We start from the raw sequence: 16,376 nt of genomic DNA, 5'->3' as shown, positions 1-16,376 counted from the left end.
TTATCTGGCTACCGGAGTAAACATCTCCATTTTCACTCCCCGGTTGCGCATTACAAGAGTATCTGTTGAGGAAACGTGCATTGCTGGCAGATCTACTTCATAATTGAGGTAAAGGGCATCACGATCTTTAGTCCCCCAGCTGTTCTTTTCGCCTCTTTTTACAAATTTGCCACTTCCGGTTGCAGTGAATGTATTGTCACCACTGCTAACAGTACAGTTCCCATTGCTATCAAAGTTCAGCAGAAGCTTGCAGGTAATATTCTTATTTTCCTGGTCCTTAAATACCACAGGGAATTCAGCAACAGTCAGGGATTGCGTTTTAATTTCCGAAACCTCATCCTCCTCCACATATCGCTTATGTCTTACGATCGTTTTATTCAGGGAAGTATTCCCGTTTTTCCCTGTCACTACATCTTTCCCTCTGCGCAGGTAAAATCCATGCCAGGTATTAATATACTTTATGGCGTACAAAACAAAACTTTTACCTGCCAGGATAGAGTCTGCGTTATTTACGTTAGTCATTTTAAGAGGAATGACGTAAGTGTTCTTTAACGAAAGCGGATCAGCAAAGAAAGCGTCAGATAGCTGCACTTGTACCCCTCCGGTAATTTTGCCTTTCGGGATTACAATCTGGTTGGAAGCCAGACTGTAGTAGCTTGCTGGCATCGCAACGATATCCCCACCTGAATTAAAGGCCTTACCTTCGGCAAGAGAGTTGTCCACCTGAACGCCAATAGTAACGTCCTGTTTATTCGAATAGACTCCTCCCATGGTAGCCATAATTTCACACTTATGCTCATTGTCCAATGAGGTATCAAAAACATCCTCACCCAGAGTTATCGTTCTCACCGGCCCCTGATAGGCGAAATAGACTGACTGAAACTCATAATCATCAAACTCCCAGTCGCCGTTTTTACAGGAACTCAGGCAAACTGCCGCAGTCAGGATCATCAATAATATCTTCTTCATTCTTTTTAATTTAAATCGATTAGTATTTGCTTCATTATTACTGCCAGCCGGCGTTTTGAATCAGGTTACTGTATTTCAACGTCTCGGAATAAGGTATCGGCCCATAAATCATATAGGGCTGATATGACCTGTTCTCTACGTGAATAGTGGAGTGGTTTGTCCCTGATATACTTACTCCTTTTGCAGGTTCATTCAGATTCGAATTCCATCTGCGAAGGTCCCAGAATCTGAAACCTTCAAAACATAATTCAAGTCTTCGCTCATTTCTAATCAATGTCCTCATTGCATCTTTGCTGTTCTTTACAGACTCCAGGTAGGGGTCACCGTTGGATAAGCCTACTCCTGCCCTTCTGCGGATCGCTTTGATCACATCATAAGCAGAATAGGAACGGCCTCCTGTTGCTAATGGCCCCCATGCTTCATTGGCTGCCTCAGCATAAGACAGGAATATTTCGGTATATCTGATATGAGGGTTAAAGTGCTTTTGGGTGGTAGTTGAACTTGGATTAAGGTTAATATCCTGCCTTAACAGCTTTTTCAAATAATAACCAGTCCGGGTTGACCTTTCAATCTTGTTTAACCCGTCAATTGTTGGGCTGTTAGCTGAAGTATTTATTTTGGTGTTAGAAACGCCAGCTTCCTCCCCATTTACCAGAATAAAGATTTTTAATCTTGGATCCCTTCCCGTGTAAGGGTCGGACGGATTGTAACCACTGTTAGCCTGATCAGAAATAGGGTAACCGTTAGCCATAGGGAAAGCATCAACGAGATTTTGAGTTGGATTTACACGTCCGTTACCAAATAGAGTGGGAGGAAAATTGTTCCTTTCCAGATCATTGCCAGGTCCCACATTTGACCTCCATAAAATTTCGTCGGTATTATCTCCGGAACCAATGCCGTCAATACCTCCTGTAGCATTGTACCATTCAAGATCCTTATAACTCTCGTTTTTAGTTAAAATTCTTAACCCACCTTTCAAGTCAATAACTTCTGCCGCGTAATTGGCCGCAGCCTCCCATTTGGCTGTGCTTCCATCATTATTATAGGCTGGACTTGCTGCTAATAAAGCCGACTTGGCCTTTATACCCTTGGCAATACGCCCTGTCATGCGGCCCATGAAATTTCCACCGAAAACCCTAAGGTAATCATCTGAGCTAACACCACTGTATTTGGAAGGAACCGGATTGTTGTCGGCATAATCCGTGGGCAGCAGTTCTATTGCCTTGTCTAAGTCGGAGTATATTTGCTGCATGCAGGCTTCAAAAGTAGCTCGAGGCTGGTTAAAATCTGCAGTTATCGGTTCAGGCTGCAGTAACAGCGGAATACCCAGAAGTTCCCCGTTGGCGGCCTTTCCAGCATGATTTTGTAGCAGATGGAACATAAATAATGCTCTTAAGGCATGAGCCTCTCCTTTCATACGGTCATTAAACATTCTATTGATGACCGGATCTATCGCCCATTGAACACTGTCTGCCACAGCAAAAAACTGATTAATGTACTGGAGGGCAGAACGGCTGTTTTTCCATTGGTCCAATGGATTATTCATTGCGGTCCACTGGCCTGTAGCCATTTTCAGCAAACTGCTATTCCGATCATTCGTGACAGCATCGTCCGTTGCTACATCATTAAAAGACCAGGAATTGGTAGGAATTCGTGTATAACCATTAAGTAATAATCCCTGAGCATAAAGTGCATTATTATAGGCATTTTCAAGTTCCAGGTTGTTCTCTATCTCGGGTTCGAACATATCCTCGCAGCTGCTAAAGAGCAATGCAACAGATAAGCAGAATAATAATATCTTTTTCATCTAGTTTAATATTTTCTTTATGGAACATTCAATTAAAACATTGCTTTCACACCCAAATTGTAAAACCTGTTTTGCGGTGCGGATCCAATATTCATTTCCATAATATCCCTTTCCTTAGCTATTGTAAGCAGGTTAAATCCATTCACATAAGCTCCTAATTCTCGTACAAAACCTTTACCCAGCATCTTCGCCGGAACCTGATAAGATATCTGCACTTTAGCCAGATTAAATCTGTTTGTAGAATACAGCCAAAAGTCTGAACTGCGATAATTATTATCACTTGAGCCCGTGGTCAACCTTGGAAAAGTAGCTGTACTTTTCGTTTCTTCTGTCCATCGGTTTCTTACCGCTGCAGAATACTTATCCTCGCCATCGACCCAGAAATAGGAGTTGTTCTTCATCGCTTTTGCTCCGTGATAACCTGTACCTAAAGCAAAGAAGGTAAGGTTTTTCCATTTTGCAGTGAGGTTTACACCAATAGTTAAAGGAGATGCGGGTAAACCCGACCATGCTGCTCCTCTTCCCAGGTAAACTTCATCCCGGGTGTCCACTATTCCATCATTATTCTGGTCTTTGTATTTAATGTCCCCGGGCTGTACCCCTCCGGAAGTCAACGTAGACTGACTTGGAGAATTGGCAATATCAGCAGCATCCATAAAGAGACCATCGCTCTGTAAACCGAATATAGCATCGAGCGGCTTTCCAACCCGGCGTTGATAGTCATATTCGTACTCACTATCTGATGCTCTCAGGCTGGCTTCCGTTGTATAATAGGTACCGTTAAATCCGAGTGTCCAGGCAACTGATCCCAGCCTCTTATTGAGATTTAAATTGAAGTCCAGCCCTCTACGCTGATCGTTGTCGTAGTTAACATAGGGAATATCTGAATAGTTAGGCCACCAGGTTTGCAGGTAACTTGGATAAAGCGAATATGGCTGCACAATATTACCTTTGGTCTGACTGAAGAAAGCATTTCCATTGAATGAGATTAAATTCTTGAACAAGGAGCCCTCAATACCAAAATTGATCTCTCTTTTTTGTGGAAAATCCATATTAAAATTATTTCCCCTTCTTCTATCAAAGCTATGAACCAGCTGACCATCTTTCCAGCTATAGTACGCGCCATCATTAAACGTGTAATATCCCTGGTATAAGTAGTAGTTGTTAATATCAAGATCAGTGTTCAGAATTCCTGCAGAGGCGGTTAGCTTCAAATCATCCAGGATCGCATTGTCCTTTAAAAAACCCTCCTCGCTTAGTCTCCAGCCAAGGCTCAAAGTAGGAGAAAACGCTCCCCTGTTCTTCTTGGGAAGTCTGGCAGAATACACATATGCACTACTAAAATCAGCATAGTACTTATGATTAAAATTATAAGCAAGCTGGAAGCCCAGGTTTGCATTATTCGTTTTATGATAACTTCCTGACTCTCCTATATTAAAGCCATAACCTAATAAAGTACTGGATAGATTATGTTTCTTATTAAAAGTGCGGTTATAATCAAACTGGCCGGAAAAAGCAATATTCTGACGATAATAGCTGTTGTTCACATTCTGAGCACCTGTTTTTGAATCGTCACCATACTTTACTAAACTACTGATCTGATCAAAACCTGCATATCTGTTCCAGGCAGCCTCATAAGTTGCATAGTTATTATTATAAGACTGGGTAAAGGAAGTAAGATAATCAATGGCAAGGGTTGTCTTAAAAGCCAGACCCTGCAATAATCCATTCAAATCAAAATCCACTCCGGTGCTGAACTGAAACTGGCGGTTTACGTATTGATTACTTCCTCCCGCATAAATAGAGCCGAAAACGTTGGTTGGATCTGACTGGGTCCCTCCCAAAATATACTTCCCATCAATAATATAGTTACTACTATTCACGTAGCGCATAGAAGGATCGTCACCATTTTCAATCATGCTAATAGGGATCAGAGGGGAGAATCTGTTAGGACGAACATTTGCCGCACTTCCCCAGTAATCTGCATTTACACCTTTTCCCTTGTAAAAGGCGGCAGATGCATCTACGTTCAACTTAATGATCCGGTTTAGCCTCATATCTACATTTCCCCGTAAATTAAACCTATTGTCGCCACGGTTTTCAACTGCCTCACCAAAGTTTAACAACGAACCATTAGACCAGTACCCAAGATTGGTATAATACTGGGCTTTCTCATTTCCACCGGATATTTCAGTAGTTAAATCATACCGATTGTAACTGTCTTTCAGGTAATCAGAAGAGTAAAAATTGAGGTTAGGATAACGGTAAGGGTTCGATCCTATTGCACTATTATAAATTTCGTTTTCAGTGTACTGATTAGTCAAACCGTCATTCCTGCGAGCCTCATTATAAAGGGTCATGTATTCGGCGGAACTGAGGTATTCCGGATATGCTTTAGGAACGTTTACTCCAGCATTAGCTCTGACATTTACTTTTTGACCATAATTTCCTCCGCGCTTTGTGGTAATGAGAATTACTCCTTTAGCGCCACGACTTCCGTAAAGAGCTACAGCACCCACACCTTTCAATACTGTTACCTGATCAACTTCAGTAGGCATCACATTATTTGCATCTCGTGGAACACCGTCTACCAATACCAGGTAACCACTATTACCCCAAATAGTACCATTAAAGCCGGGAGTCAATGCGTCAAGGTTCTCCAGACTATAGGTGGCGTAATTCTTTTCCATTAATTCAGAAAAGTTAACCGCTGAAACCCCTCCAAGGAGATCGTTTTTCCTAACTTTCTTAAAAGCCACCTGAACAAGGGAGTCCTTGTCATTTTTGATGAGTATTGAATCTCCTTCCTTTATCGCCCTGGTTGAATAACTATCCTTCTTTTTATTGACTAAGTTGTTTTTTATATTGAAAGCAGCCTTTGCCGTATTTAATCCTGACAATCCCGTTGCGACGGTGAGGAATAACGCTATTCCTATTCTTATTTGCTTCATTTTCGTCTCTTTTAGATATTTAAAAGCTGTTACCATCCGGGATTTTGTTTAAACTCCGCATACAGGTTTACATCATTGGTTTTAAAAGGTAACCAGTAATGCTTTTCAGAAAACCTTCTTTCCAGCAGCACTACTTCACGTAGATTTACTACCTCGTTCTGGGTAGGATCGGTAGTATTAAAATCTCCGGCGCGGTCGAATTCAACTGATTTTTTTAAAGTATAAGGCTGTTCGGTTAATAGAAGCCATCTTCTTAAATCGTTAAAGCGGTGGCTTTCGAAAGAAAGCTCAACAGCTCTTTCCCTTCTCACCTCGTTAAGAAAAGCATTTGCTGAACCCAAAAACTTGGCATTAACCGGATCAACACCCGCTCTTGCCCGGATAACATTGATGGCTTCAACGGCGTTTTTACTATAGGAAGGATCTTTACCGGTTGCTGAATTAAAGCCCATCGCGGCAGATTCCGCATACATCAGGTAAACATCAGCCAGGCGCATGTAAGGAACATAGATATGAAGATTGTAACCCCAGTCCCATCCATTGTCATATTTATTAGCAGTAAGCGGAACAAATTTGCGAAGTACATATCCTGTACGGCTTCCTGTTCCTATATCCCGGTAGGTACCGCCAGTCATTAAATTTGCATAACGGTAATCTACAACCTTAATCAGCTTACCATCCTTATCTCTTTCTCCCTTGTTTTCCTTATCCTGAATGTCTGGCATAGCCCCCTGTACAAATTTTACACCGTCAAACACAATGTCATTGTAAAAGCGGGGATCCCTGTTCTTCCATGGAAAACGCGGATCGTATCCAGACTCTGGATCAGCCTTGGTAATGTCCGCAATTGGAAGGCCGTTCTTCATTCCATAGTAATCAACATAATTAGCAGTGGGTGTAAACTTAAGGTCACCGCCAGCAACCACAGCAGGTGAATATTGACCGGCAGTTCCGTATGTCGATTCGTGGGCAAAATTGTATGGCCCTCTAAAAATCGCCTCGTTTGCACCCGGCAGCGCCCAGCCTTCTCCCGTGGTATAAAAATTCTTATAATAGTTTGCCATCGTAACCAGGCTATATTGAGTTGTGCCACTTTCAACTAAAGTTAGAAGTTCTCCAAAAGCAGCGGCTGCCTTCTTACAATATTCAGTATTATAAGTTTTGCTCCCGGTCGACTCATAGTTCATCAGAGGACTTCCTGCCCATAGGTAGTTCTTACCCAAATAGCCTAAAGCCATAATTTTATTGATACGCAACTGGTTTTTGCCCAAAGTTCTCTTTCCGGGAACTGTGTTATCCCAGTTAACAGGCAGAAGGTCTGCAGCAGCTCTGAAATCGGCAGCAGCTTTATCAGCACACTGACTATAACTAAGGCGTGGTAATCGAATGTCTCCTACACTTGGCAATACTTGATCAATGTAGGGTATGCCGCCAAAATATTCCATTAAGCGGTGGTGAAACCATCCTCGGAAAAATAGTAACTGGCCTTGTATAAGCTTTCGTTCCTCTGGTGTCGCATCCGTCATCTGATCCATATTGGCCAGGCCAATATTTGCCTTTCTAATCCCGTACCAGGCAGCATTCCATAGGTCTTTATTATTTGGATTAAAGCGACCCGGATTTGTTGAGAAGTTTGACCTGTTCAACCATCCTGATCCCCAGCCGTCAAATTCAGACTGCCAACCCCAGAAATTACCCTCATCTATCCTGTGAATAAAGTGATAGTTGCCGGCGGTGGAAGTGATTTCATCCTCTCCCCAATTAAAGGAATTAGTCCAGTAATTATTACTAAAATTTACAATACAAGGGTAAAGCTCTTCAGTAAATCCCTGAAAATTTGTAAAATTTTTAAAAGCCTCTTTTTCGGAAATATTTGTTTCCGGGTCCTTGTCAAGATATTTCTCGCAGGATGAAAAAAACAAACATGACCAAACGATCAGGCAGGATATAATCGATTTTATATACGGTTTCATGACTATTTCTTAAAAAGTGATATTAGTACCTAAATTGAAACGCTTTACTGTAGGGTAGGCTCCCTGAGTAGCCCAGCCTGTCCCAGCGAAGTTCGACTCCCGGTCATCCGGCATCTTTGTCCACACGGCGAGGTTATTGCCATTTAAAAACACCCTCATGCTGGCTATACCAATTTTTTTAACAAAGCTGTCCTCTCTGCGAAAAGTATAAGCGATCTCGGCATTTTTTAAACGCAGATATGAGCCGTCAAACATATACTGGTTTCCGGAATTTCCATTGGTCGACAACCAGCGTGGTAATGCCACATCGGCATCGTAGTTTTCTTTCGACCAGTACGAACCTTCGTTAAATACAAGGTGACTCTGACCAGCTAAACTTGAAAACACTACCTGACGGGTTACGTTGTTAACCCCGTAAACCTGAACAAAAGCGCTGAAGCCCTTCCAATCAAATCCCACAGTAGCATTAAAAGTATGCTGAGGAGCTGACGAGAATGCATAAGGAACATTATCTTTCGCGTCAATCACTCCATCTGCGTTGTAGTCCAGGATATGATAGTTACCCGGTAACTTTTGCAAATCACCATTATCCATTGTACTTGCATAAAGCTCATCCCATGTATTATAATAACCTGCGCTTATATTAGAGTAGGTTTGATTGATCTGCATGTTCTGCCGTTTTTGATATTCAGGCAGAAGTATTGCATCATCTGCATTGAGAATCTTATTTTTTGCACTCGTGTAATTAATATTTCCCCAAAGACGCCAGTTCGGATTCAACTTTTTGTCGATCGCAAGTTCGAGTTCATACCCTTTATTCTCCACTACACCCAAATTTGCAGTAGGAGCTTTAGCACCGAAATAACTTGGGATAGCTCTCCTATCGCCGGTAAGTAGGATATCCGTACGTTTATCTCGGAAGAAATCAACCTTTCCAGAAAGAACGCCCTTGAAAAAGCCAAAATCAGCTCCTATATTCATTTTCTTCACTTTCTCCCAGTGAATTTCAGGGTTTCCCAACGCGCTTTGCCTATACCACTGGTATGGACTAAGCTCAGAGTCTACTCCAGTAACACCGAGTTTGGATTGGCCGCCATAACCCCACTGTGTTAAGTATAACCAACGGTCACCACTACTATCGTCTCCGATCTCGCCATATGAACCTCTCAGTTTTAGGTTACTGATAAATGTCAAAGGCTTCATAAACTTCTCTTCTGAAATATTCCAGGCAAGCCCACCTGATGAAAAGAAAGCAAAACGATAATCGGAACCAAACTTGGAAGAGCCATTATATGAGCCATTATACTCAACCATGTACTTGTTAGCATAATTATAAGTACCCCTGAACGCCCAGTCTTCGCGATTGAAAGGAATTTCACTGCCCTCGGCATGCTGATTTCGGTTAAATAAGCCCATCGCACCAAAGGTGTGCTTTGAAAAGCTCCTGGAGTAGTTCAACTGCGTCTGGTAAAAAAGCCGGCGATATGTTCTGGAGTTATTAACAAAGCCAGAACTTGGCGCCCAGTTAATCCCGTTCTGATAATCAAACCGGTTGGTCCCATCGTAAGCTATACCATAAGTTACTGTACCGGTCCTAGGATCTATGTATTTAGTCTGGACACCATTATTAGCATCATTTATCCCGCGGCCTGCTTCAATGAAAGTGTTGTCTAGAGAGACAGTCCCTTTGAAATTCAAGCCCTTTACTAATTTACTCAGATCCTGATCCAGAGCAAAATCTGTGGTAATCCGGTTAGTGGTAGTAAGTTCCACTCCGCTTATTGCCAGTCTCTGAGCCGAGTTATATCCGCGCTGCGCATTTGGCGCATGATATCCCCAGGTACCGTCAGAATAACGGGGGAGAAACACATCAGGTGCTGCCGAATAGGCAGCCACCCAATATTGCCAGTCACCAATCCCACCACTAGGAGGCCCTTTTTTAACGCCCCTTGAGCCTGATAGATTCGCACGAAGAGTGGTTGACTTAGACAACTGAAAATCCAGGTTGCTACGCATATTCAAGCGGTTGAATTCAAAACCGGAATCGTAGCCCCTATTATTATCGAAGTTCCTGAACAAGTCACCTTCAGACAAATAATCAGCACTTGCAAAATATTTCACCTTATTGGTTCCGCCTGCGACGTTAAGACTTGCATTATGAGACATCGCGTAATCTTTAAACAACACTTCATTCCAGTCGACATTTGGATAGCGTTCTGATTCAGCCAGGTCGGCCGGGAATCTGTATTTGTCAATAATTGCCTGAGGAAGGAAATCGTTCCAGCTTGAGGGGCTCAGTGAGAGTTCGTGCTCGATAGCCTGATTTTTAATGCGCAGTGCATCGTATGCGTCGTACTTTCCAGGCAACTTTGAAGCAACTTTAGCCACATTATTTACAGTTCCACGAATACTTGCCTGACCTTCCTTTCCCCGCTTGGTAGTAATAAGAATAACTCCATTTGCACCCCGGACACCGTAAACGGCTGTAGCGGAAGCGTCCTTCAGTACAGAAACTGTTTCAACAGAACCCATATCCACACTTGTCATTGGTCTTTCCACACCATCTACCAGAATCAGCGGGCTTGCGTTGTTCAGAGTACTTATTCCCCTGATCAGAATCTGGGGATCCTCTTCGCCCGGCATCCCCGTACTTGCAGTGGTTACAACTCCCGGAACATTTCCGGTTAGTGCAGCTCCAATACTCGATACCCCTCCTGCCCTTTCCAATATTTTCCCGGTAGTTTGAGCTATTGCTGCAACCACACTGGCTTTTTTCTGAGTACCATATCCTACTATAACTACTTCGTTCAATGTGGTTTGATCATCTTTCATGATCACTTTGATGTAGCTCTCACCGGCGATATTTACTTCCCGGGTCACCATTCCTATATAGGTAACCACCAAAGCTTTCGCATCTTCCGGAACACTAAATGAAAACTCTCCCTTGGCGTTTGTAGAAGTGCGGATAGTTGTCCCTTTTACAGCAACTATGGCTCCGATAACTGAATTTTGTTGCTGGTCAATAACAACACCCCTTACTGTGCGCTTTTGCTGAGCGAAACCGGCGGTGGATAAAAGACCGAGAATTATCGCTAACAGATAAAACTTCGTCAATGATCGCATCCTGTTGCAATATTTACAGAGTGCATCATTAAACAACTTTACATTTTTTTTCATTACTTAATTTCATTTAAAGAAATAGAATTGGTTATTACATTTTTCCATGCCGGAATCAATACGGCATGCACACCCTGCTATATGTGTGATAAGTGCTGATGTTCCCTTTTCATCTAGTTATATTTTATTTATTCAGCGGTTAGCGACTTAAGGCAATGAAAGCGCCAGTCAAGCCGCCGTTAGAAATAAGCAGACAAGGTCGATGAACCTTGAGGTGCCTAACGATGTTCCTGATGTCAAAAGCCCCCCTTAAAAAACAACAGGGTCGCCGACAATGGATAATAATTGATTTTAGTAAAAACTCTACCATTGGATTTAATTTTAATTTCAGATTTATACCAGCAATGATGACAGATCAAAAGGCAATTGCATTCCTCGAATGACTTTAAAAACCTTTGTCAAATTGAAGTTTGATTTCCCCTTCTGATGGTTGTCCTGCACTTACTGTTAGCTTATAATTAGTATTCCAAAGGTAGAGCAGCAACATTTTTTACCGTAGGACATTTGTTAAGATTGATAAATCGATTGTTAAATCCGGGTTAAAATGGCCTCAGAAGCATAAAAAAAAGCAAAACAAACTCATATTTTCCAGTCATTTATTTCAGCTGCGGTTGAATGCCTCGTTATTCTCCTACACAATCATTTCTACATTAAAAAACATTGATAAAATCCCGGGATCTGGGATGAGGGCCCGCATTGAAGTCGAAAAAATAGTATTCCTATTAAGGCAATAGAGCTCTGTCCAAAGGATGGAAAGAGCTCTATTTAAGAAAAAATCATTCACAATTCCCTGTTCTTATTCTTTATTCCCCTTCTTCACATTGATGTATTCCGTAGGGAGCATATTAAACCTTTTTCTAAAAGCACGGGCGAAATAACTTGGGGTTGCAAACCCCACAGAATAACCAACCTGAGCGACATTCATGCCGCTCTTTTCCAGCAGAATAGCGGCTTTATCCAACTTTACCGACCGGATGAACTCGACGGGTGTCTCTCCTGTATATTCAAGGATCTTTGAGTATAAAGATACCCGGCTCATTCCAAGCTCACGGCTAAGGTCCTCAACCGATAATTTGGGGTCCGTAAGATTATCTTCAATGTACTTAATAGCTTTACTGAGTAATTTTTCATTTTCAGAAACAATCTTAGTTTCGGCAGGCATTACCTTGATCTTCTTCGTATAGGTGCTTTTCAGTTTTTCATTCAGAGCAAGCAGGTTTCTAATCTTGACGTTAAGGATCTCAAAATTAAATGGCTTTGTCATATAGTCATTTGCACCTGTCTCCAATCCCAGGAGCTGATCATCCTCACCGGTCAGGGCTGTTAATAATAGTACAGGTATGTGACTTGTTCTTCGGTCTGATTTAATTTTCCGGCAAAGCTCTATCCCGCTTACGTAGGGCATACTTATATCACTAATTACCAGATCCGGATGAGAAGAAAGCACTTTCTGCCAGCCTTCCTTACCGTTCGAAGCTTCAATAATCCGGTAAAACGTTTTTAAATTCTCCCTCAGGTATAACCTGAAATCATCATTATCTTCAACGAGAAGCACCAGGGGTAATTGGGAAGAAGAATTAGTATCCGTTAGCGTTTCTTCAGCCGGTGTTTCTGCCGGAAGCTCAGAACTGTCATTCAGACCGCTATCTTCGTATTCCACCTCCCGACCACTTTCCAGGCATTCGAAAGGGAAATAGATGGTAAATATAGAACCTTCCCCGGCAATGCTTTCCACATCGATACTACCTCCGTGCATTTTGACAAATTCCCTGGCGATTGACAAGCCTATTCCACTTCCCTGATTTAGAATAGCCGAACCTGCTTCGGTCTGAAAAAAACGCTCAAATATCTTCTCTTTCGCCTCCTCTTCTATTCCAATACCGTTATCCAGTATGCTTATTTTAAGCCCCTCTCGGTTATCCCGCTCAATCCTAAGGGTAACTGTGCCGCCTTTGAGGGTAAATTTAAAGGCGTTCGACAAAAGGTTAAAAAGGACCCGCTCTACTTTATCGTGATCGAAAGATGTAAAATACGACCTAAGAGTACTCTGAAACACCAGACCTATCTGTTTCCTTTCGGAAAGATCTTTAAAAGATTCAGTCACATCCTTAGCAAAGGCAATAAAATCTCCCTCTGTAGGATTGAGTTTCAACTCCTTATCTTCGATATTCCGGAAGTCCAGCAACTGATTAACCAGGTTTAGAAGCCTTCTGGCATTTCTCCAGATCATACTTAACTGGTTTGATTTATTACTGTTGGTTTCCACATGCAAGAGCTGCTCCACCGGCCCGAGGATCAGAGAGATGGGTGTCCGGAATTCATGGCTCAAATTGGTCAGGAATTTAATTTTCAGCTCGTCGAACTGATGTAAACGTTCTGCCTCTTTGCGTTCCTGCTCAATCATTTGCTGCACTTGTATGCGCTCCTGCTGCAACGCAAACTTTTCTTCTAATTTTCGTATACCACGTCGTCGAATGAGCCATAGAAGGGAGCCTACCAGGACAATATAAATAATGTAAGCGTAGTAAGTTCTCCAGAAAGGGGGGTGTACATGAATAACAATAGAAGTAGCGGGACTAGCCCAACTGCCGCTTTCGCTAACTGCCTTGACATAAAAGGTATAAGTTCCCGGATCAAGATTGGTATAGACAGCCGTATTAGAATACCCAACATCATTCCAGTCCTTATCAAACCTTTCCAGCTTGTACAAATACTTGTTTTCGTGCGGAGAGGTGAAATTAAGGGCCGCAAAAGTCAGTGAAAAGTTCTGTTTATAGTCCAGGTTAATCTCCCTGGCAATGGAGATATTCTCCTTTATTTCCGCATCCTCAGATGGAAGAACGCTCCTGTTGGAGATTTTAAGATCCGTTAATACTACCTTGGGACTATTCCTGTTGTTACGCAGACTGGCCGGATTTACATAATTAAATCCATCAGTGCCGCCAAAAAACAGTGTACCATCTGCCAACCTTATTCCGGCACCTAATACAAAAGGACTTTGTTGCAGGCCGTTGTAAGATGAATAATTCCTGATCTTTTTCGACTTCGGATCCAGACAGCTTACTCCCTTATTGGTGCTGGCCCAGATCTTACCCTGGTTATCTTCCAGAATCTTGTGTATCACCTCGTTTGCCAGGCCATCTTCTTCGCGGTAGGCAACAAACTTTCTACGACTCTCATCATAGCGGGCCAGGCCTCCTTCCGTTCCTACCCACATGGAACCGTCCGAAGTGCGGCAGATGGAGCTTACATTATTATGTGGCAAGCCATTGTTAACCTTATTTAGAACATAGGATGAAGGTACCACCTGGTTGTAGACGGTAATCCCGCCACCGCGTGAAGCAATCCAGATATTACCACTCCCGTCCTCCCCGATATCCCTGATATAACCACTAAGCATACTTATGTGAACGCCCTTTTCGCTTTCACTGAATTGATGAAAGCTCTTTTTGGAAGCATTAAATTCACTTACCCCCTGACCGTTCGTTCCAATCCAGACATTTCCCCGGCTATCCTCTTTTATACAAAAAACATCACTGCCACTAATACTTTCCGGTCCCTTTCCGGCAGTTACCTGCCTGCTTTTACGAGTTTTAGGGTCGTAAATAAATAACCCATCCAGGTAAGTTCCGATCCAAAGTGAAGAGCCTATACTTTCCATAGCCAGTACAGCTTTTCCCTTATTAGAGCTTGAGAGAGGTAAATGCTGGAAAAGGGAGGTATGAGGATTAAAAAGGTTCAGACCGCCGCCATCGGTTCCCACGTAAATTCCCGAGTTGTCAATTTTGGCAAATGAAGTTACCACAGGGGCTTTTAACCCGGTCGGGTCCAAAGGATTACTTTGCCGGTAGTTGAAAAAGGGCAGGTTCTTGTCGTATTTACTTATCCCACCCCGGAAGGTTGCCACCCAGCATATATTCTCCTTATCTATTACGATCGATCTTACTGCCCTCGACACAAGGCTAAAACGCTTCTTTGGATCCGATTCAACCCGCCTAACCCTTCCATTCGATGGATTTAAAATATTTAATCCTTCTTCGGTTCCCACCCATACTATATTATCCTGATCAACAGCAATCGAATAAATAATGTTACTGTTTAAACTGTTAGCATTGGTAGATGCATTCCTGTAATTTATAAACTTGTCGCTGCCCGGTGCCAGCATACTTAAGCCTCTGTTAGTACCCACCCATATGTTGCCCTTTCTGTCCTCGGCAAAACAGCTTATTGAATTACCAGCAAGGCTTGAGCTGACATTATCGTAGTGCAGGTACCTCTTGAACATATTATTCTTAGGGGAATACCGAAACAAACCTCCGCTCGTACCCAACCAGATGTTCCCGGTTTTGTCCTTAAAAACTTTAGTCGCTGATCCCGGCAATACATTCAGGCCCAGCTGCTTTTTTAAATCGGGATAAAAAGTTTTGTTCGTTTTAGGATTTACAATAGCTAAACCTCCGAAAACACCCAGCCAAAGATCATCTTTGGTACCACTGGTTACAGAAACGACCGGTGTCCCATTAACTTTATTATAATTAATAAAGGAATCCATTTTACGATTGTAACTTACGATGCCTTCTCCTGTTCCTATCCACATGGTTCCTTTCTCATCCTCAAAAAGATCAAGAATCTCATTGGAGGGGATGCTCGTAGAATCTTTATCCCGATGACGGTAGATCGAAAACTGCTTGCCATCGAACTTATTCAAGCCATCGTCAGTGCCAAACCACATATAGCCGTAGCGGTCTCTAAGAATAACATTCACATTATTCGAGGACAACCCCTGCCGACTGCTCAGATTTGTGAAATTAAGATCACTCTCCTGGGAAAAAACTGTAATAGAATGCAAAAGAAAAAAAACAACAGAATAAAAATATCTCAGTTTCAACATCTTAACTTTGCTTTTTTAAGCTCGAATATTTAATTGGTTACATTAGCGGCCTTTTTAGGTCACTTTTTTGTGTTACAAATCTGGTTATACGTATAATATTTTCTCAGGTTCCTATGGCCAAAAGAGGTTCTGCTATCTACCCCCGATTCCCTTAGCATTGGTTAACCTGTCTGAAAACTCAATCCTTTATTGGTCCGGGTAAACAAATCTTTTACAGGAAATAAGGATTGAAAGGAAAGAGGCTGGTTAGACCATCTAATTATTTTACTACAAAACTAGCATGCCTAAGCAGGTATCAAGCTTACAAATGTTAAGACAAATAGACCAGATGTTAAATTTTCTGCTTTTCCAACTAGTATTGATCCCTTTCCAATCTTTGAAGTAAAGTGCAAAAACTTTACAATACCGAAGGCTGGTGGAATAACTACAAACGAGAATATCGATCCACTCACGATTCAATAATTTTATGTTCTGCCTTAACACCTTTCAGCACCTCCATCAGTTCCTCCAGTTTAAAAGGCTTTGAAATAAAATTGTTCATACCCGCTTTATAACAATTCTCCTTATCTTCAGGTAGAACATTGGCCGTCATTGCGATAATAACGGGC

At 42.2% G+C, this 16,376-nt stretch carries 7 protein-coding genes; all 7 read right to left on the bottom strand.

Annotated features, from left to right (window positions below; genetic code table 11):
- Positions 1-969, bottom strand: a complete 969-nt coding sequence (locus J4N25_RS26525; protein WP_207424922.1) for a DUF5627 domain-containing protein — start codon at positions 967-969, stop codon at positions 1-3.
- Positions 970-1,006: 37 nt separating this feature from the next.
- Positions 1,007-2,776 (bottom strand): RagB/SusD family nutrient uptake outer membrane protein, encoded by a 1,770-nt coding sequence (locus J4N25_RS26520; RefSeq protein ID WP_207424921.1) that lies wholly within the window; start codon positions 2,774-2,776, stop codon positions 1,007-1,009.
- A 32-nt stretch (positions 2,777-2,808) separates the two neighbouring features.
- Entirely contained in the window at positions 2,809-5,727 is a 2,919-nt protein-coding gene (locus J4N25_RS26515; protein ID WP_207424920.1) for a SusC/RagA family TonB-linked outer membrane protein, read from the bottom strand.
- A gap of 29 nt (positions 5,728-5,756) precedes the next feature.
- Entirely contained in the window at positions 5,757-7,700 is a 1,944-nt protein-coding gene (locus tag J4N25_RS26510) for a RagB/SusD family nutrient uptake outer membrane protein (protein WP_207424919.1), read from the bottom strand.
- A 9-nt stretch (positions 7,701-7,709) separates the two neighbouring features.
- Positions 7,710-10,877 carry a SusC/RagA family TonB-linked outer membrane protein gene (locus tag J4N25_RS26505; RefSeq protein WP_242696042.1) on the bottom strand — a complete coding sequence of 1,056 codons (3,168 nt, stop codon included), beginning with the start codon at positions 10,875-10,877 and terminating at the stop codon, positions 7,710-7,712.
- Positions 10,878-11,673: 796 nt separating this feature from the next.
- Positions 11,674-15,768, bottom strand: a complete 4,095-nt coding sequence (locus J4N25_RS26500; RefSeq protein ID WP_207424918.1) for a hybrid sensor histidine kinase/response regulator transcription factor — start codon at positions 15,766-15,768, stop codon at positions 11,674-11,676.
- 448 nt (positions 15,769-16,216) lie between these two features.
- Entirely contained in the window at positions 16,217-16,360 is a 144-nt protein-coding gene (locus J4N25_RS27230; RefSeq protein ID WP_369410887.1) for a response regulator, read from the bottom strand.
- Positions 16,361-16,376 lie beyond the last annotated feature (16 nt).

The organism is Desertivirga brevis, from assembly GCF_017355835.1.
The sequence above is the reverse complement of the archived record's forward strand: the minus strand, read 5'-3'. Positions and strand labels throughout refer to the sequence as shown.

What these genes read in the sequence shown, in the direction of transcription:
- J4N25_RS26525 (WP_207424922.1), bottom strand. Translation starts at nt 969, where the DNA reads ATGAAGAAGATATTATTGATGATCCTGACTGCGGCAGTTTGCCTGAGT.
- J4N25_RS26520 (WP_207424921.1), bottom strand. Translation starts at nt 2,776, where the DNA reads ATGAAAAAGATATTATTATTCTGCTTATCTGTTGCATTGCTCTTTAGC.
- J4N25_RS26515 (WP_207424920.1), bottom strand. Translation starts at nt 5,727, where the DNA reads ATGAAGCAAATAAGAATAGGAATAGCGTTATTCCTCACCGTCGCAACG.
- J4N25_RS26510 (WP_207424919.1), bottom strand. Translation starts at nt 7,700, where the DNA reads ATGAAACCGTATATAAAATCGATTATATCCTGCCTGATCGTTTGGTCA.
- J4N25_RS26505 (WP_242696042.1), bottom strand. Translation starts at nt 10,877, where the DNA reads ATGAAAAAAAATGTAAAGTTGTTTAATGATGCACTCTGTAAATATTGC.
- J4N25_RS26500 (WP_207424918.1), bottom strand. Translation starts at nt 15,768, where the DNA reads ATGTTGAAACTGAGATATTTTTATTCTGTTGTTTTTTTTCTTTTGCAT.
- J4N25_RS27230 (WP_369410887.1), bottom strand. Translation starts at nt 16,360, where the DNA reads ATGACGGCCAATGTTCTACCTGAAGATAAGGAGAATTGTTATAAAGCG.